Origin of the sequence: Lacticaseibacillus casei DSM 20011 = JCM 1134 = ATCC 393 (assembly GCF_000829055.1) — a bacterium.
Lineage (GTDB): Bacteria > Bacillota > Bacilli > Lactobacillales > Lactobacillaceae > Lacticaseibacillus > Lacticaseibacillus casei.
This window is the reverse complement of sequence record NZ_AP012544.1, coordinates 764,214-782,540: the sequence shown is the minus strand read 5'-3', so window position 1 is coordinate 782,540 and position 18,327 is coordinate 764,214. Positions and strand designations below refer to the sequence as shown.

At 48.2% G+C, this 18,327-nt stretch carries 14 protein-coding genes, 1 pseudogene, 1 riboswitch and 1 other annotated feature; of the genes and pseudogenes, 3 read left to right on the top strand and 12 right to left on the bottom strand.

Annotated elements, in window-relative coordinates:
- Positions 1–87 precede the first annotated feature (87 nt).
- The 3 genes from LBCZ_RS04060 to leuS form a co-directional block, all read right to left on the bottom strand.
- The gene (locus tag LBCZ_RS04060; protein ID WP_039639336.1) at positions 88–798 is read right to left on the bottom strand and encodes a pseudouridine synthase; all 711 of its coding nucleotides are present in this window, start codon (positions 796–798) and stop codon (positions 88–90) included.
- A gap of 4 nt (positions 799–802) precedes the next feature.
- On the bottom strand, positions 803–2,446 hold the full coding sequence (locus LBCZ_RS04055) for a putative polysaccharide biosynthesis protein (protein ID WP_025012494.1): 1,644 nt from the start codon (positions 2,444–2,446) through the stop codon (positions 803–805).
- A gap of 492 nt (positions 2,447–2,938) precedes the next feature.
- On the bottom strand, positions 2,939–5,350 hold the full coding sequence (gene leuS / locus LBCZ_RS04045) for a leucine--tRNA ligase (protein ID WP_025012492.1): 2,412 nt from the start codon (positions 5,348–5,350) through the stop codon (positions 2,939–2,941).
- 83 nt (positions 5,351–5,433) lie between these two features.
- Positions 5,434–5,627, bottom strand: a binding site (T-box leader).
- A 126-nt stretch (positions 5,628–5,753) separates the two neighbouring features.
- On the opposite strand from leuS, the gene LBCZ_RS04040 reads away from it, so the two are divergent.
- Positions 5,754–6,428, top strand: coding sequence for a phosphatase PAP2 family protein (locus LBCZ_RS04040; RefSeq protein WP_025012491.1), 675 nt, complete (start codon positions 5,754–5,756; stop codon positions 6,426–6,428).
- 81 nt (positions 6,429–6,509) lie between these two features.
- On the opposite strand, the gene LBCZ_RS04035 is transcribed toward LBCZ_RS04040, so the two are convergent.
- Complete coding sequence (locus LBCZ_RS04035; RefSeq protein WP_025012490.1) at positions 6,510–7,235, bottom strand: DUF4811 domain-containing protein; 726 nt, start codon at positions 7,233–7,235, stop codon at positions 6,510–6,512.
- Positions 7,232–8,710, bottom strand: coding sequence for an MDR family MFS transporter (locus LBCZ_RS04030; protein ID WP_025012489.1), 1,479 nt, complete (start codon positions 8,708–8,710; stop codon positions 7,232–7,234). The genes LBCZ_RS04035 and LBCZ_RS04030 overlap by 4 nt, the downstream gene beginning before the upstream one ends.
- A gap of 120 nt (positions 8,711–8,830) precedes the next feature.
- Between LBCZ_RS04030 and LBCZ_RS04025 the strand changes: the two genes are divergently transcribed.
- Positions 8,831–9,319, top strand: coding sequence for a MerR family transcriptional regulator (locus tag LBCZ_RS04025; RefSeq protein ID WP_025012488.1), 489 nt, complete (start codon positions 8,831–8,833; stop codon positions 9,317–9,319).
- Positions 9,320–9,484: 165 nt separating this feature from the next.
- On the opposite strand, the gene LBCZ_RS04020 is transcribed toward LBCZ_RS04025, so the two are convergent.
- Together LBCZ_RS04020 and metK are read right to left on the bottom strand one after the other, a co-directional pair.
- The gene (locus LBCZ_RS04020; protein ID WP_025012487.1) at positions 9,485–10,978 is read right to left on the bottom strand and encodes an MDR family MFS transporter; all 1,494 of its coding nucleotides are present in this window, start codon (positions 10,976–10,978) and stop codon (positions 9,485–9,487) included.
- Between the two features lie 381 nt (positions 10,979–11,359).
- Positions 11,360–12,544, bottom strand: a complete 1,185-nt coding sequence (gene metK / locus LBCZ_RS04015; RefSeq protein ID WP_025012486.1) for a methionine adenosyltransferase — start codon at positions 12,542–12,544, stop codon at positions 11,360–11,362.
- A riboswitch (SMK box riboswitch) is annotated at positions 12,542–12,629 on the bottom strand. It overlaps the preceding gene by 3 nt.
- A gap of 94 nt (positions 12,630–12,723) precedes the next feature.
- Here metK and LBCZ_RS04010 point away from each other — a divergent pair.
- Positions 12,724–13,371: a hypothetical protein gene (locus tag LBCZ_RS04010; protein ID WP_025012485.1), complete on the top strand. Its 648-nt coding sequence runs from the start codon at positions 12,724–12,726 to the stop codon at positions 13,369–13,371.
- Between the two features lie 283 nt (positions 13,372–13,654).
- On the opposite strand, the gene LBCZ_RS04005 is transcribed toward LBCZ_RS04010, so the two are convergent.
- The 5 genes and pseudogenes from LBCZ_RS04005 to LBCZ_RS16695 all read right to left on the bottom strand — a co-directional run bounded on the left by LBCZ_RS04005 (position 13,655) and on the right by LBCZ_RS16695 (position 18,294).
- A complete protein-coding gene (locus LBCZ_RS04005) occupies positions 13,655–14,557 on the bottom strand; it encodes a WxL domain-containing protein (protein WP_025012484.1) in 903 nt (300 codons plus the stop codon).
- A 106-nt stretch (positions 14,558–14,663) separates the two neighbouring features.
- Positions 14,664–14,819 (bottom strand): hypothetical protein, encoded by a 156-nt coding sequence (locus LBCZ_RS16060; protein ID WP_093997912.1) that lies wholly within the window; start codon positions 14,817–14,819, stop codon positions 14,664–14,666.
- Between the two features lie 30 nt (positions 14,820–14,849).
- Entirely contained in the window at positions 14,850–15,896 is a 1,047-nt protein-coding gene (locus tag LBCZ_RS04000) for a DUF916 domain-containing protein (protein WP_025012483.1), read from the bottom strand.
- Positions 15,893–16,903: pseudogene (locus LBCZ_RS03995) on the bottom strand (WxLIP family cell surface protein). Before LBCZ_RS03995 ends, LBCZ_RS04000 begins: the two are co-directional and overlap by 4 nt.
- An 86-nt stretch (positions 16,904–16,989) precedes the next feature.
- A complete protein-coding gene (locus tag LBCZ_RS16695; protein WP_225421665.1) occupies positions 16,990–18,294 on the bottom strand; it encodes a WxL domain-containing protein in 1,305 nt (434 codons plus the stop codon).
- Positions 18,295–18,327 lie beyond the last annotated feature (33 nt).

Genomic DNA, 18,327 nt, shown 5'->3' with positions numbered 1-18,327 from the left:
AAAAGCGGCGGCAAGAGCAGATTTTTCCACTCTTGCCGCCGCTTTTTATTAACGCCAGCTTATTTATGCTCCAAACCAATCTAGCCGTTATTGGGATATCTGTGCCAACTGTGCCCGTTCTTCATCCGTCAACGCGCGATAGTCGCCAGCTGCCATATTTTCCGGTAAACGCAGCGGTCCCATCGCTATGCGGGTCAAAGCCAGCACCTCATTATCGACCGCCAGCAGCATCCGCTTGATTTGATGATACTTACCTTCCGTGATCGTCATTTGGATCACTTTATTGTCAGTTGCCGGCACCACCGTTACTTCTGCCGGAGCTGTCGTAAAATCCTCTAAAACCACGCCTTGTTCTAATTGGCGCTTCATGTCATCAGTGAGCGCTTTTGCCAGTGTAGCCGTATAGGTTTTGGCAACGTGATGATTCGGCGCCAAGAGTCGATGCCCTAAATTGCCGTCGGTGGTCAGTAATAATAGTCCCGTCGTGTCTTTATCCAACCGGCCAACCGGGTATAAACCAGGCCGGTAATCATGCGGCCGAATCAAATCAAGAACAGTCGGTTGTACCGGATCCTCGGTTGCTGTAATGACCCCTGCCGGCTTATTCATCAAATAATCGACTTCAAGTGGCCCATCGGCTTGAGCATCGTTCACTTCCACTGCAACGCCCGGTAAAATATTGTAGCCCGGATCCGTTACGAGTTCCCCGGCAACCCGAACGCGTTTATCACGAATGAGCGCCTTGACTTCTTTTCGACTGCCAAATTGCAAATGACTTAAATACTTATCTAATCGCATAACATCACCGAATGTGTAAAATTTCGCGTAACCGACTGACTCGTTCGCCAATAATCATATCTGCCAAGCGCGTTTTTAAAATTAAATAACCATAAATCAGTACCCCGACACCAACCGCTACCAACAAAACCAAAGCAGCGCCAAACTGACTTTGCGGGTTGATGATCATGCCGGAAAGGTTCACGATCAGGTAGCAAACGGCGCACATGATCAATGAAAACGCCAGAATACCGATACCGCGACGAATCGTTTGACGCACGTGAATATTGTACATCCGATTCGTCGAATACAGCATCAACAGGCTTGATACCGTCATGCCAAGCATCGTTGCGATAATCGGCCCATAGACATCGAAAAAGAAAATCATCGGCCACTGCGCGATAACTTTGACCGCCATCCCCACTAACATTTCCTGAATCGCCAGACGATTGTTGAACAGGCCCTGAAGAATCGCAGCTAACACCGTAAATAGGCCCAGTAAAATTGCTAAAATTGATGACCACTGTAATAGCCTGATGCCCAACCAATCCATATCACGATAAAACAAAACATATAAGGGACGCGCAACCGCCACCATCCCAAAGGCTGAAGGAATCATCACAATAAAGAACAGCTGTAAGGTGTTCGTGATTTGCCGCGCCAACCCCGCAACATCACCACGCGTTTTGGCACCGGCCAGCAAGGGCACAACGGTAATGGCCATGGCAACCGCCAAGCTAACAATAATCATAATCAACTTATTCGCATTACCGGCAAATAAGGCATAGAACCGATCCAGCTGATCCTCACTTACGCGATAAAAAGCCTTCATCATCGGGTTAAACGTATATTGATCGATGATGTAGTAAATGTTAATCGTCGAATCCATGATGATGAATGGAATTGCCTGACGCACCACATCCAACAAAATCTCGTTGACGCTGATGTTCAGAGCCTGTTTACTTTGCGCCTCTAACGCATCTAAGCGCGGCTTTTGCTGAACAAAATACACAACCAATAGACCGAGTCCAAAAACTGCGCCAATAAACGCCGCAAACGTTGAATGAACCACCGCATCTAAGTAATGATGATTGCCGGCAACCATAATCGCATACGTCATCACCAGCATATACAAAATTCGGGCGACCTGTTCAACAAACTGGCTGATCGCGCTTGGTGCCATTTCATTGTACCCTTGGAAAAAGCCGCGAATCAGACTCAACGATGGGATTAGCAGCAACGGCCACGCCAACGACCGGAAAACCGGGATCATCCGCGCATCCCCTGCCGCTAATAACGGTGCCAAAAGCCACATCGCACCGCAAGACAAAACACCCATAAGCAGCATGGCGATTGTTCCATGATAAAAGAGCCGCATGCCCGTTTTATACTCGCCCATCGCGTTGTACCGGGCAACTTGCTTGGAAACCGCCCCTGGAACACCCGCGGTTGAAATAATCAAAAACAGACTATAAATCTGATAGCCCTTGGTAAATAAGGCATTTGCCGTTAGAAAAGCTGCACCGAGCCAAATACGCCACGGAATGACATAGATGGCTCCTAAAATCCGTGAAAAAACACTGCCGGCAGTCATCCACGCCGAACCGCGGATCATTTTTTCCTTGTCTGAACGTGGCGGCTGATTGCCGCTGCCCAGCAAATTTTCCATGATAAGCTCCTGTCGTGTTGCGTAATCCTTTATATTTTAGGCAATCCACGCCTCACTTGCAATCTTTCCCGGATTTCTTTGGTGAATCAAAAGAAAACTTTGATAATTCTGGATAAGGCAATTATTAATATGATACCACGCCAAAGGAGGTTTAAAGACCGACTTGGCGTAATAGTCTAGGATAGTCTGGAATGACGGGCTTTGCTTGGGGGGTTAACTTGTGTTTATAGTTGTTAGGGGGCTGGTTGATGCTCGCCATAACGCGCTCGACAGCGCAGAAGCCTTGCGTGTAAGGGCCTTGGACGCAATGGCCATCACGCCCAAGGCCACTTACACTCCGGCTTCTAACCGCGCTGACTCGCGCTCAAAAAAATCAGTCCCATCGACCCTCTCAGTCTTTGGCACCGATTTTGTTTCGCTGGAACCTAACGTTGAATGGTTGTCGTAAGATCTTGACGTCACGGATCTTCAATAACTCGCAATATCATCTCGTTACTTGGCCACGATGTTGATGATTTTTCTTGGAACCACGATGATCTTTTTAATATCCTTACCGGCCGTGAACTTCTGAACGTTTTCATTGGCCAGTGCAGCTTGCTTGATATCGTCGTCGGATTCGTCGACATTGGCAGTAACGGAGCCGCGGAGCTTGCCGTTGACTTGGACCATCATGTCGTACGTATCGGTCTTGAGCTTGCTTTCATCGTAAGTCGGCCATGGCGCGTATGTCAGGCTGTGATCGTGACCGAGCCGCGACCAGATTTCTTCCATCAAGTGCGGGGCGATCGGCGCGAGCATTTTGACAAAACCTTCGACATATTCAAGCGGCAAATCATCGTCTTTACGTGCCGAATTGATGAAGACCATCATTTGAGAAATCGCAGTGTTAAAATGCAAGGCTTCGTAGTCTTCGGTTACCTTTTTAACGGTTTCGTTGTAAACCTTGTCCAAACGGCCGTCATTGATGGTTGTGATGCGATCACGCAGTTTGCCTTCGTCATCGATAAAGGCACTCCAGACACGATCCAGGAACTTGCGCGCACCGGCCAAGCCCTTTGTGGACCACGCGATGCCGGCATCCAGCGGGCCCATGAACATCTCATAGAGGCGCAGCGTGTCGGCACCATATTCGTCGACCACATCGTCAGGGTTGACGACATTGCCTTTGGATTTACTCATTTTTTCATGATTGTCGCCCAGAATCATGCCTTGGTTATACAGGCGCTGGAATGGCTCTTTATTCGGAATCGCGCCAATATCATAAAGGAACAGGTTCCAGAAGCGCGCGTACAAAAGATGCAGGACGGCGTGTTCAGCGCCGCCAATATAAAGATCAACCGGCATCCACTGCTTGAGCTTGTCGTAATCGGCAAGTGCTTCTTTATTGTGCGGATCGACAAAGCGCAGGAAATACCATGAAGAACCGGCCCATTGCGGCATCGTGTTGGTTTCCCGCTTGCCTTTGCGCCCGTTTTTGTCGACAACATTGACCCAATCTGTCAAATTGGCCAATGGACTTTCACCAGTCCCGCTTGGCTTGATATCGACTTCTTCAGGCAATACCAGTGGCAGTTCATCTTCCGGTACCAGTGTGGTTTCGCCGTCTTCCCAATGAATCACCGGAATCGGCTCGCCCCAATACCGTTGACGGGAAAAGACCCAGTCACGCAACTTATAATTGACTTTGGCGTGACCAATGCCTTTATCTTCCAGCCAGCTGATCATCCGATCGATAGCGTCCTGCTCGTTTAAACCATCCAAAAATTCGGAATTGATGTGGACCCCATCGCCAGTGTAGGCTGCCTCATCAATATTGCCACCTTCGATAACCGGCTTGATTTCGATCCCAAACTTTTTGGCGAAAGCATAGTCACGATCATCATGCGCCGGTACCGCCATGATTGCCCCAGTACCATACGTCGCCAGGACATAATCCGAGATCCAGATTGGTAGTTTTTCGCCATTAACCGGATTGGTAGCATAAGCACCGGTCCAGACACCGGTTTTTTCTTTGTCCAGTGCGGTTCGATCCAGATCAGACTTATGCGCAGCTTCCTCCACATAGGCATCGACAACTGCCTGCTGTTCTGGTGTCGTAATCTTTTCAACCAATTCGTGTTCGGGCGCCATCACCACATAGGTCGCGCCAAAAAGGGTGTCCGGACGCGTTGTGAACACGTCGAATTTTTCCTGACTGTCGGTGACTGCAAAGGTAATCTGCGCACCGGTGGATTTGCCGATCCAGTTGCGTTGCATCTGTTTGATCGATTCCGGCCAGTCTAGGTCATCGAGATCAGCAAGTAGCTTATCCGCATACGCCGTAATCTTCAGCATCCACTGCCGCATTGGTTTGCGAATGACCGGAAAGCCGCCGCGTTCGGTTTTGCCATCGATAACTTCCTCATTGGCCACAACTGTTCCTAAGTCCGGACTCCAGTTAACCGGCACTTCGGCTTCATAGGCCAACCCATGTTTATACAACTGTTCAAAAATCCATTGCGTCCACTTGTAGTAATTTGGATCTGTCGTATTGATTTCGCGATTCCAGTCGTATGAAAAGCCAAGACTATTAATTTGACGCTTAAATGTTTCAATGTTTTGCTTGGTGAAGGTACGCGGATTGTGTCCGGTATTCAAGGCATATTGCTCAGCCGGCAAACCGAATGCGTCCCAGCCCATCGGATGCAACACGTTGAAGCCCTGCATCCGTTTCATCCGTGCAGCAATATCCGTTGCCGTATACCCTTCCGGATGTCCAACGTGCAGGCCTTGACCTGACGGATATGGGAACATGTCTAACGCATAAAAATTCGGTTTTTTCGGATCAGTCGTGGTATTAAACTCGTTATGTTCTGCCCAATAACGTTGCCACTTCTTATCGATCTTATGATGATCGTATGCCATTTCTTTACCTCCTGATTATTTTGTGAACACGTTACAACGTGAACTGGTTCACTAATTTTTCAAACAAAAAACCGCCCTATCTTCATTAGGACGGCTCAGCCGCGGTACCACCTAAGTTCTGTTTGCACAGCGCTCAAAGGAGATAACGGTCCGACCGGCTGCGATTACTGGCTTCACCGCAGCAACTTCAAAGGCCAGTTCAGTCTTAGCATCGTCAGGCTCGCACCACCGCCTGCTCTCTGATCCCCGCATCGACTTACTACTCCTTTGTTCGTTTGATTATTGCGTCAATCATAGCAAAAACCTTAGATGTGTTCAATGGTCATTATGCTATTCTATTTATATTAGGCATTTTCTTAGCGCATTCGTTACAGTCGATTGTGCTTATTTTGGGAGGTTTGTTTTGGCACAACGTCGTTCACTACCACTTTATCTATCAGGATCTGCATTAATCATTTTCATCACCTTACTAGTCGGCATTGTTAACAACGCAAACTGGATTCATACGGTCGATCAGCGCGTTATCGCCTTTGTGACCCACTTTCACGCAGCAACGCTTAAACCGCTGCTTCTCGTCATTACCGAATTAGGAAACCCCAGCATTTTAATTGTTTTAACCATGGTCTTGGCGGCAGGGCTTTTACTTTGCCGTTATCGGAGTGCAGCCGTGTTTACAGCCAGCGTTGGCGCCATCATGGGGGTGCTCAATGTCAGCATCAAATATCTGATCCAACGGCCGCGGCCGTTCATCGCCGATCCGCAAATTCGCGCCTTAGTCAAAGCCAGCGGATTCAGTTTCCCCAGCGGGCATTCCAGTGGCACCATGATGTTTTATGGCACGATTATTCTTTTGGCATGGACATTGCTCAAACATCCGACCGGCAAATGGCTGATCACGATCCTGTCAGTCTTGATGATCGGCTTGACCGGCTATTCACGCATCTTTGTCCGTGTCCACTATCCGACCGATGTCTTTGCCGGCTTTTCGTTGGGATTCGCCTTGTTAATGCTGAGTTGGTGGTTTTTCAATCCCTACTTATCTCGCCAGCATCAACGTAAGCAAAAAGCAGATCGCTGAGAGAAAACTCGCCATCTGCTTTTTTAATGCCTTGAGTTGACTATTGTGCGTGCGTCACTGCACCACATACATTGTCATTAACTATTTATGTGCCTGCACATCCTGCACGGCTTGCTGGATCAGCTCTTGTTGCACGGCTTTTTGAGCCTGCTTCATTAGCGTGGTCTGATCGGTCGCCAACTTAGGATTGGCTTTGATCAGTTCTGCTGCTTTGGCTTTCACCTTTGTCGCCAAGGCGGCTTTTTGCTGCGCAGTTGGGTGCTGCAACGCTTTTAACTTGGTGCTGAGCTGTTTGGCCTGCGTCGTGGTCAAAACGAACCAGCTTTTGGGAATGGCGAGCTGGTTATGCTGAGAGACGAACTGGCCGGTGCCTTCATGGTTGAATAGCGCACCATAAAAGCCATTTTGATATTCCCACCGCGTCGTCTTACTAGTCAAGGAAGCCGTCGTATCAGAAGTTTTAACAACCTTGTTACGCACGGCCAGGTCAGCTTTGGTATGCACGGCCTTTTTCTTAGGATCCGTTTTGTAAATATAAACGGCATGTTTGCCGGCAGTCCCCGCGGTTTGCTTCAAAAGCATCGGCATTTGCGCATTAGGCGATGCAGTATAAATAGTCTGCTCGTCGGTCGTTGTCCGCTTAACCATCCCAAAATGGGTATTATCATGCAGCGTGATGAGCAACAAACTGCCCACGACGCCGATACCAAACACAATGATCAATGCGGTGCGTTTAAGCGAACGGTGCATCATGATGAAACTAAGATAAAGGCCAACGACCATCAACCCTAAAAACCAAAGAATCATGCCTTCACCTTCTTTTCATCTTTAATCGTCACTTCTTGCGACATAGCGTGACTATTCAGGAAGAATGTCAGAATCCAGCCGACAAGACTAAACCCGACTGCCAGTAAAAAGGCCGCGTGATAACCGTTGAGTGTAGCATTGAAAAAGTCTTGCTTATACTGCAGCGGATTACTTTTTACCAGGCTGGCTGCCGGTTTAGTGAGATTGGTGACGTTTGACAGGACTGAGATCAAAACCGCCGTCGTCATCGAAGTCGCAACCTGTCGTACCGTGTTGTTCACCGCCGTGCCATGGCGAATCATGTCAGGCGTCAACGCATTCATCCCATTGGTCGTCAATGGCATCATGACCATTGAAATCCCAAACATCCGTACCGCATAAATCACTGTAATGAAGATTGACGGGGTGTTTGTCGTCAAGAAGAAATATGGCAGTGTCGCAATCGTGAGGAGAAAAAGCCCCAATTGCGCCAACCGTTTGGCACCGATACGGTCGAACACTTGGCCGGTAACAGGGCTCATGACCGCAATCAAAAGTGCCCCCGGCAGCAGTGTCAAGCCAGATTCTAGCGCACTTTTACCGTGAATAATCTGTAAATATAGTGGAAGAATCATTTCAACACCGACCATCGCCATGTTGGCAATCGTCCCCAAAACAGTTGACAGCGCAAAGATTTTACTCTTAAACACCCGCAGCTCGACAAAGGGCTCTTTTAAATGCAGCTGCCGATAGCCAAAAATCACGATGAAAATCAGCCCCACGGCAATTGAACCAAGCACCATCGGATCACCCCAGCCATCGTTCCCGACTTCGGAGAATCCGTATAGCAAGGCACCAAAGCCAATGGACGATCCAATCAGTGACGGCACGTCCAATTTGGGATTCGACAGCGGCAAAACGTTTTTGAAGAAGAACAACGCCGCGATGATGACCAAACCGGCAATCGGGAGAATCATCCCGAACAAGACCCGCCAGCCGAAATTATCAATGATATATCCGGAAAGGGTCGGTCCAATCGCTGGCGCAACCCCGATCGCGATGCCGGCCATCCCCATGGCGGCGCCACGTCGGTTTGGCGGAAAAATCGACATCATAATATTTTGTAATAATGGCATCGTGATCCCAACACCGACAGCCTGAATCAACCGGCCGGCCAATAAAATCGCAAAACTATTGGCAACAAAAGCGACCAGTGTGCCAACAAAGAAAGTTCCCATGGCACTCATATATAACCATTTGGAAGGCACCTTCGCGCTCAAGTATGCCGAAACCGGGATCATAATCCCATTGACCAACATAAAGCCAGTCGACAACCACTGCACCGTTGCGGTCGAAATGTCGAAGGCTTTCATCAACGTCGGAAACGCAGTGGAAAAGATCGTCTGGTTTAGTACTGTAATAAACGTCCCGACAATGAGCGTGATGACCATCATAGGGACGTTAACCTGCTTCCCGTTGATATCTTTAACGTCCATAACTTCGCCTGATTTCTTTATAATGTTTTGTGTTTTCTATATCACACAATGTAATATTGACAAGATAAAATATTACAATTAAACTGATTAGTTGTCAAGGCAAAGGAGGCAGACCAGACCATGGGACTCTTCAATGAACGATTACGCTCACTCGATATTTCGCTAGGTATCGGCGAAACCAGCCGGGTTACCGGGGCCACCCCGACCCAAATCCGCTATTGGGAAAAAAAGCATCTGATCCACTCACTGCGACACGAAGCAAATGGCAACAAGCGTTATTCGCTTTCTAATATCGCGTTGATCGTCATGATCAAATCCATGCTGGATGAAGGCTACACCTTAGCCAAGGCCAGTGAAGAAATCGAAAAGTCACACCAAAAAGCCGATATGCTACACGTCCTCATGAGCACCCGTTTGCAAGGCATTCAGTATGACGACGATCAAACTTTTTTAAATTTCGGCCCGCTGGAAAATGACCCTGGTTTTGATGTCGTTGCCGTGGTTCAGGAAAACACGGCCAAGCTTTATAAAAAAGCCATCCAGCCACCTATGCCACCGCATCACGACCCTCTTTCCGAAAATAAAGATGATACGGGTAAGCCGACTTGATAAGTCCACGGTGGCAGAACTGGCACTAGCGACCATTTTCAGGCAAAAACGATCCTCGAGAGCAACGCAAAATTTGCTTGCTCTCGAGGATCGTTTTTTTACCCAGTCATAAAGCGCATTGCCGATTTTTACCATTTCGCAAACTCAGATTCTTTTATCAAGGATTCAAGCTTCCTCATCAGTTTCCTGAGTCGCTTCTTTTGATAAAACTTTTTTTGCTTCGAAGTGGTTTGCTATCAGTGCCAACGCAACGATGACAATCGAAAAGAAATAGATGTTGTGCAGTCCTTCGTAGAGAATCTGACGAAGTGTCGGCAAAACAGCCGCTGGTAAATTCCGAGCCGTGTGCGGATTGATGAGTTCATTAAGCATGTTGCTATTTAAGCGGCCATCAGCGGCAACACCTTGTGTCAGCCGCAAGTTGAGAACAATGCCATAAATCGAGACCGTCAGCGTTTGCCCCAACGTCCGCGACAACGTATTGAAGCTTGTTGCCACCCCGACCTGATCAGGCGCAACAATGGCCTGGGCAGTCACGGTCGTAATCGTAATCACCAAACCAAAACCCAAGCCTAAACTGCCGGCCACCAGCAAGAAGACAAAATAAGGCGTTGACTGAGGTACAAGCGCCAAGACAAGACTACCGCCAAGCAACCAAATCATGGCGCCGGTCAGAATCGGCTTAGGCTGGAAGCGGCCGAGCAGCTTGCCGGCAACAAAGGAACCGACGACCCACATTAACGAACTCGGGGTAACGGCGAATCCACCGAGCGAGGCATCCATCCCGAGAATTCCCTGAATCCACATCGGCATATAGACTTCAAAACCGATCACGAATCCTGAAATCAGTGCTGCAATCAAATTGTGAACGACAAACGTCCGGTTCTCGAACAACTTAAGATCGATGATCGGATCAATCGCATGCTTTTCCGCTTTCCAGAACCGCCAAAAGCCAAAAGCTGCCACAATGGCCATGCCGGCAATTTGCCAAAGTGCGTTTGGTTCTGCAAGGGCTTGAAATCCGTACATCAACGCCAGCAACGCAATCAGTAACCAGGCGGTCCCGCGAACATCCAGTGGCTGCCGCACCTGCCGTCGATCTTCTTGCAAAAAGAACCAAACAATGCCGAACGTCAGCAAGCCCAGTGGCACATTGATGAAGAAAATCCAATGCCAACTCAACTGGTCGACAATAAACCCGCCAAGCAGCGGGGCAATCACCGAGGCAATCCCCCACATTGACCCGTTAAAGCCCAGCATTTTGGCCCGCTTTTCAAATGGATAAATATCCGCAATGATCGTGAACGTCACCGGCATAATGGCCCCGGCCCCAATGCCCTGGATCGCCCGGAAGATGATCAACATGATCATTGACTGTGATAAGCCGGATAATAACGAGCCAATGACAAAAATAGTCAGACCAATTAAGAAGACCGGTTTACGGCCGATTTTGTCACTTAATTTGCCATAAATCGGCGTCGCCATGGCGTTGGTCAACAGAAAAATCGAAAAAACCCAGTTCATGAGATGCACACCATGCAAGCTGCCGATAATCGTTGGCATCGCGGTCGAGACGATCGTGCCTTCGATGGCGGTCATAAAAGTGCCGATAAAAATGGCTGTGGTAACAAGTGCAACATTTGTTTTTCTTTGCTTCATAACTACCTCTCTAAAGTGGTGATGCGATGTTGATGGTCGAGCAGCAGCGGTGAAGTGTGGAGAGACGTTTGCTAGCGTGGAAGTCTGTAGGTTAAAGAATCAACCCCTTACTTTCGCTCTCCATAACGCGTTCGCCGGCGCAGAAGCTTGCGTGTAAGGACCTTGGTACGGTGGTCAAAGACCGCCTTCTTACTTCCGCTCTTCATAACGCGTTCGCAGTCGCAGAAATCTACGTGTAAGGGCCTCAAGCCTAAATGGCCAAAGCCCAGCCATTTAGGCTTGAGGCCACTTACACTCCGATTTCTAAGCGCTCCTGCTCACGCTCACACACAAAAAGACGACCCAACCGTTTTTTTCCGGCTGTGGCCGCCTCTTTTCTCGCTAATCTCGATACTTGAGAAGTGCTTGCACCTTGTCGAGGTGTTCCCAAGGAAGATCAACATCTGTACGTCCAAAATGACCATAAGCCGCCGTTTGTTCGTATATCGGCCGCTTGAGGTCTAGCATTTTAATAATTCCGGCGGGCCGTAAGTCAAAGTTCTCACGGATTGCCTGTTCAATCAGTTGTTCGGAAATAGCATTGGTGCCAAAGGTATTGACTGACACGGAAACCGGTTTGGCAACGCCGATCGCGTAAGCAAGTTGGACTTCAACGCGCTTGGCTAAACCAGCTGCTACAATGTTCTTAGCAATATAGCGGGCGGCATAACTGGCGGAGCGATCAACCTTAGTCGCATCTTTACCGGAAAAGGCGCCGCCGCCATGTCGGGCAAAGCCGCCGTAAGTATCAACGATAATCTTGCGGCCAGTCAAACCGGAATCCGCTTGGGGACCGCCTAAGACAAACCGGCCAGTCGGATTGACATAGATTTTCGTGTCATCGTCCATCATGTCAGCCGGAATGATTTTGCGAATAATTTTGGCTTCCACATCACGCCGAATTTCTTCAAGGGTGACGTCAGGGTCATGTTGAACGGACACGACCACCGAATCAACGCGAATCGGTTGTTCGTTGTCATCATATTCGACCGTGACTTGCGCCTTCGCGTCCGGGCGTAAATAACTGATTTCACCATTATGGCGCAACTTATCGGTCCGCCGCATTAACGCATGGGCTAACGAAATTGGCAAGGGCATATAAGTATCGGTTTCATCAATCGCAAATCCGAACATCATCCCTTGATCACCGGCACCGATCTTGTCTAAAGGATCGGTATCCGATTCACGCGCTTCAAGACTTTCATCCACGCCTTGGGCAATGTCAGGGCTTTGCTCGTCCAGTGCCACCAAAACGCCGACACTGTCAGGATCAAAACCAGACTCTTTGGTATACCCGATTTTCTTGATCGTACCGCGGACAACGGATTGAATGTCAACATAGGCCTTCGTCGAAATCTCACCAACCACCAGGACTAAACCTGTTGTCACGGTTGTTTCACACGCAACCCGGGAATCGGGATCTTTTTCTAGCATTGCATCCAGGATGGCATCGCTAATCTGGTCAGCAATTTTGTCCGGATGTCCTTCTGAAACAGATTCAGAAGTAAATAAATGGCGTTCTTGCATCGTTTGTTTCCCCCTCATGATTTTCGGTTACAAGGCATGTTCGCTAACGGATAACGAACCCCATCGGGAATGTTTTGCAACTATAGTAGCATAACATAATTTTTGTAAAATTTCCGAAAATCTTTGTCTATGCCACTAGGGTTTTGTAAAATGAAATTGTTACGGAAAGGACATTCATATTGAAAAAGTTCAATCAAAATGCCTATGCAGCAACTTTTATTGGCCAGGTGCTTGCATACCCATTCTTAATTGCCACGTGTTTGCAAATCAGCTGGAACTTCCAGCTGATCGCACTTTTACTTATGACGCTCTGTCTCGCCGGCACGGGGCTTGTGAAACGCTACGACCTGATGCTGCTGTTAGCTGCCATCATGGGAATTCTCGGTGCCATCAACCAATGGCTGTTGCTACCGCTAATTGCGGTGCAACTCGTGATCACGTTACTTTTACGAACACAGAAAATGCCTTCCCAATGGATAAACACCGTGATCTTCGGCCAGGCACTTTTAGCGCAGGTCATCATCATATATGCCTGCCTACACTTCTTCAATCGAACGATGTTATTGGATTTAGCGCTTCTTTATTTACCTGCGCTCATTGGATTGTGGGCCGACCACCTGCCAAAATGGACTGACTTAATCCTGCTACTGGTCGTCGGGGGTATCGGTTATTTTCAACAGCGCATGAACCTAATTGCGATTGGTGGTATGTTGGTTGTAGCGCTCGCCATCAGCAGTCGTCGATCCTTTAAGTTACCGGCTTACAGCTATCAATTCAGTCCTCTTGTATTGGCGTTACTGCTTTACTTAACGCGGTTGCATGGGTAGTAGCACTTCGGTTGTCCATCTCTAAATATGTCAACTTATTCAAGCCCGCGACGGTGGTTGTTGCGGGCTTTTGTGTCGAAATTCAGCCAAAATTCACGCTTTCCCCAGTTAAAATACTGGTCATCATCTCGTTTTTCTATAGTACGCTCCCAATCGCAGAAAAAGCGTCAGCTCCTTTTTGTCGGACTGACGCTTCACTTAATTGAATGTTGCAGGCATTTTTTAGATTAACAACTGATATTGATTCAGCAAATCCTTGTTGGCATTAGCCCATAGCTTTTGATTAGTTCAGGCCGTATGCCAGCGTCCATGTCAGACTTGCTTCATAGATACCGTTTTGAACAACCGCGGTCTTAGGTAGCACCAGCTTGATATTTTTCTTGTCCCAAGCAAAGACGTTCGCGCCTTCACCTTGTTCAGGTGCGGCATAGGCAACTTGATGACTTGTATCGTTGGTACCCAGATTCAACGTTGTGGTCTTGGCAATGTCAGCCACCGGTGTCAGCGGGCCTACAGGAGTGAAGCCGTCGTCCTGCACTTCGTTGGTCAAGGCATAGACGCTGCCGGTTTGGCCATAAGCCGTGTTGGTGAAGGTCAAAGTTGCATCATCAATGGTTTTACCGGTGTCCCCGCCGTTATCGTTTTTCAGTGTCAACGGAGAATCAGCTTTGACATTAAGCGTCCAGGAACCAGCCTTGCTGTCAGTTTTACCACTTGCATCCAGCTTATTTTCTGCATCGGTCCGCGTGGTTTGCTTGTCAACAACGGTGGTCCAAACTTTTCCTTTAACGGCAGACAGAGCCTTATCATCGGTGTTTAAAATCGCGGTGAGGTTTGTGTCGCCACTCTTGTAGTTAGGATACCGGTTGTTCGTTGCATTTCCGGCGTTGATCCCGTCGGCAGTGAAGACCGGATATTCAGAAACAAATGATTCGTGATTCCCGAAGTCAAGAATCTTTGGCACCATCTGTAGTCGCAGATAACCCGTGTTCCCAGATGGTGCCGTTTGCCCAAAGGAAATCCCTGCAGTTGTTTTACCTTCCTGCGGTAACGCCTGGCCACCGTTAACATTCGCGTTACCGTCAACCGTTGCTGCTTGAACCGCAGCCGGTGTTGCAATCGCCAGTCCCGAAAGAAGCAGCGCCCCAGTAGCAAGTGCACTGGTCATTTTTGTCACTTTAAACATGAAAACCCTCCTTAGTTATTCAATCCCATCATCGTTGCGAACGCCTTAGTGAATGCGTGATGATGAGATAAAATCATCCAAAACCTGTGTCCCCCAGCTAAATCAGCTAAAATAGATTAACTGTTTTCCACGTATTGAAATCGTTGTAAGTCTTAATCGTTAAACTTAGACAAATCACAAAAGCAATCAATAAGACGATCGTCAAGCCGATTAAGAACCATTTGACACGACGATACGAAAAACGCGTGATCAATGCCTGCACCTGCATCACCTCCTTTGTTGCATGTTACGATCAGATCTCAGCCGATTTTTTGGCTTTACGGTGTTGACGCCAGCGGAAAAGGACAAAACCGATGATGCCCAACACCACGATAACGATCGCAACCTTCAGCAAATTCCATTTTTGTTGCGCCAGGCGAAATGCGGTGCGCGAGCCGGCGATTAGTTTGCCATCACCGGTAATGCGCACATACTGGGTGATGGTCTTTAAATGGCGTCCCTGTTTAATTTCCGCAACCAGTCGATATTGACCGGATACAGGTTTTTGCCCCTGAATATCGTGCGTCATCACAAACTGAGTCTGAGGCGCGATCCGTGACAACGGCTGCTGCATTTTAAGCGAGAAAAAGCGGCTGGAGGCATTGGTCAGTTGCACGGATGCCGTTGCGTCTTTTAAAAAATGGCGCTCTGGATTCAGAAACCGGTAACGCAACTGAAATCCGGATGATCTTTTGACTAAACTCGTCTGCTTTAGGCGCAGCGCCTCCAGACTTTGGAAATCACGTCCTTGATGCAAAACCAGCCCGATGGTGTAGGCAATGCGCTGACGAACGTTGGCCGTGTCAGTAGGTGTCAGTGCGATTAGATGAATAGCCGACAGGTAAGTGCCTTTTGGCCGGGCCTTACTCGCTTTTAGGACAACCGATACATCCTTTGTCTCGCCCGGTGCAAGTGTGATCTGCGCTGGCGTTTTGACTAGGTCACTGCCGGCAATGGTTAAATACTGCCGATTCACTTGTTTGGGTTTGACATACTGCACAACCCCGTTAGTTCCGGTTTGGGCGTCGAGAATCGATACCCCGACAGTTAAAGCTTTTGCACTGGCGTTATAGGCTTGTACGGTAATCGTTCGATCTTCGGTTTGCGGCAATTGAAGCTCATAGTATCCTGCCGCTTTTTTAACCTGATTGTCGTCGGGAACAACAGGCGCCACCATAAGCGTCTGTTGCGGGTTATTGACAGCAGCAGCCGCTGTTTTTATCTGATAACCGCTAAATAACAAACACGCAAGTAACATCGCAATGAATGCCAATTGCTGGCAGCGTAATCGCCTTTTCATGACTTTGACCTCAGTTTAAGCACCCATAACAGCGCCCCTGAACTCGCTAGCAACAGCACGCCGCTGCCGATGGTGGCATAGAGCCAGTGATTAACCGGCTTTTTTATTGCCCGTTCATTAACAGTTTTGGCCTACGAAGTCGTCACCTTCATGATTTTCTTAAATGTCCAATTCACTGGAAAACGATTGTAGGTACTCAAGCCCTTTATCGTTGCTTTGATGTGATAAGTCCCCGGCTTCATCTCGTCGTAACTCCAAGAGACAGGGAAAACCATTTTTGAATTTGGCGCGATCATGACATTGCTAGCCTGATAAGTGCGTACCTCTCCTTGATCGGCACCGATACTAACGTCGACTTTTGCTTGAGAGATTGCCATCGGTTCAACGTTGCGAAGGGTCACCCCTAACGCCGGATGCTTTTGAAACAAGATCGGTTTGGTTTCGTCGTATTTAACATCCGGGAAGACCTCATAGTTCTGTCCCCGCAAGACGACACCGACTGAATAAGCATAGTTCGAGCCGATCGCCGTGCTGCCTGATTTGCCTTTATCCACCCGCTCAATGAAATGCCAATCACCGTAAATCATCCCGTCATAATTGGTCTTAGGCATGGTAATTGTGGCAGTGATAACCTTCATCTGCTTAGGCGCCAGTTTAATCGTGGCACTGCCGCGGTCTAACGTTGCCACCGTTGTAAATGGATGTTTCAAGCTCGGATCCAAATCACTGGTCTTAGGCGTAAATTCAATCCCGCCACCATCTTGCGTATAGGCATTGCGCAAGTCGCTGGCCACCGTAATATTTTTATCTGAAAAATTCTGAACCCGCATTTGAATGGTATGGGTGGAATCTTTTAGATAAACCAAGTCAAAATAATTTAACTGGGTATTGGTTTGGGCATCTGGCAAAACCGGTTGCACTTCAAAATCAGTCTTTTCACTTTCGTTTTCTGCAAACACGCGTTGTGGTACGGTTCCAAAAAACACAAGCCCCAAAATAAGCAGCATGCCGTACCACGACTTTTTCCATTTCAAACCTCATTCCCCCTCGCTTGCCGCTTTAACCAAATGCGGCAGGTTGGCCAACTCGACCCTCACGGCAACATCGACAGATTCCAGGTCAACGTTGTTTTGTAGTGTGCCTGGTAACGCTTGGTGCTTGCTGGTACATGCAGGCCGACACTTGTTGGGGCACTGTCAGCATCCCCGAAATTCAATCGCCACGTGCTTGCCCCGCTATTGTCATACTGGGTGCCGGTTGCTTCGGCTTGTTCAGCATCGTCCTTGAGATAATGACCTCGCTTATCAATTGCAGCCAAGACAGTGGATTTTGTAGCTGTTGGATCCAAAGCAAAGTCATCAGGTGCTTTATAAATCAAATTGTCTTGTTGCGCCCAGGCCGGTCCGGAAACCATCGTGTGTTGCAGCCGCGGATTCAGAAAATGCAATGTAGCATTATCCAATGTATGCGACACGTGCAAATCAGGATTTTGGCTGTCAGGTTTTACCTCCGAAGTGAATTGTCCATTTTGCTGAACACTGAGTTGCCATTGGGAAACCCCGTAATAATCTTCAATCGTGACCCCAAACGGCAATTTCTGTTTGGTTTTTGCCTGATTCTCGCCAATGTAATAGGTCCGATCAACACTGTTGGTGTCAAAATCACCAAAATCTAACGACGAGTCAACCGTCAATTTCAGCATCGGTTTTTCATACCGATAAGTGATCACAGTTTCTTCCTTATTGAAAACCGGATCGACAACTGCAGCTTGATCAAACGTTGCCTGGGTAAGGTCGGCGCTGCTGGCCTGATCAATGACGGTCCAGTCCTTAATCGCTTTAGGCCGAATTGCGCTAGCATCAACGTCTGAAACTTTCTGCCCGATTTTGCCCGTGACTGTCACTTCAGGTGCGATCACTTCCGGCTTAGCCGTATCGCTAGCCCGATTCACATAACGGAAAGTAACTTTGCCGGTTGTGGCCGGTAGATGAATCGTGGTCTGGTTCGAGGTGATCTGGTCACTCCCCGAACCGCCAACCGACGCTTGATTCAAAATCGTTTCAGCAGTATCTTGGCGGGCAATTTTGGCAGTAAACCGAATCTTAAAACTGTCGCCGTCTTTAATGGTGTAAGGGAACGGAATCGTATGATTGGCTTTAAAATTTTCTTCAGCCGCAGTGTATGGTTTAAACGCGCCGCCTGTGTCAGCGTTGGCCATCTGTAAGGAGCCATTTTGGTAAGTGTGGTTGGCGTCAAGTTGGTCTTTAATGCTACCGGTGGTGCCGCCAAGCAAATTGGTGTAAGTCAGCTCATAAGTGACCAGATCACCGTCTTTTGCGTTAGTTGATGTTTTAAAATCCGTTTCCCCAGCCGTATCGTTACGAACCGCCTTTTTCAAGACATAACTCAATGGTGGTCGGCGGGCTTCATA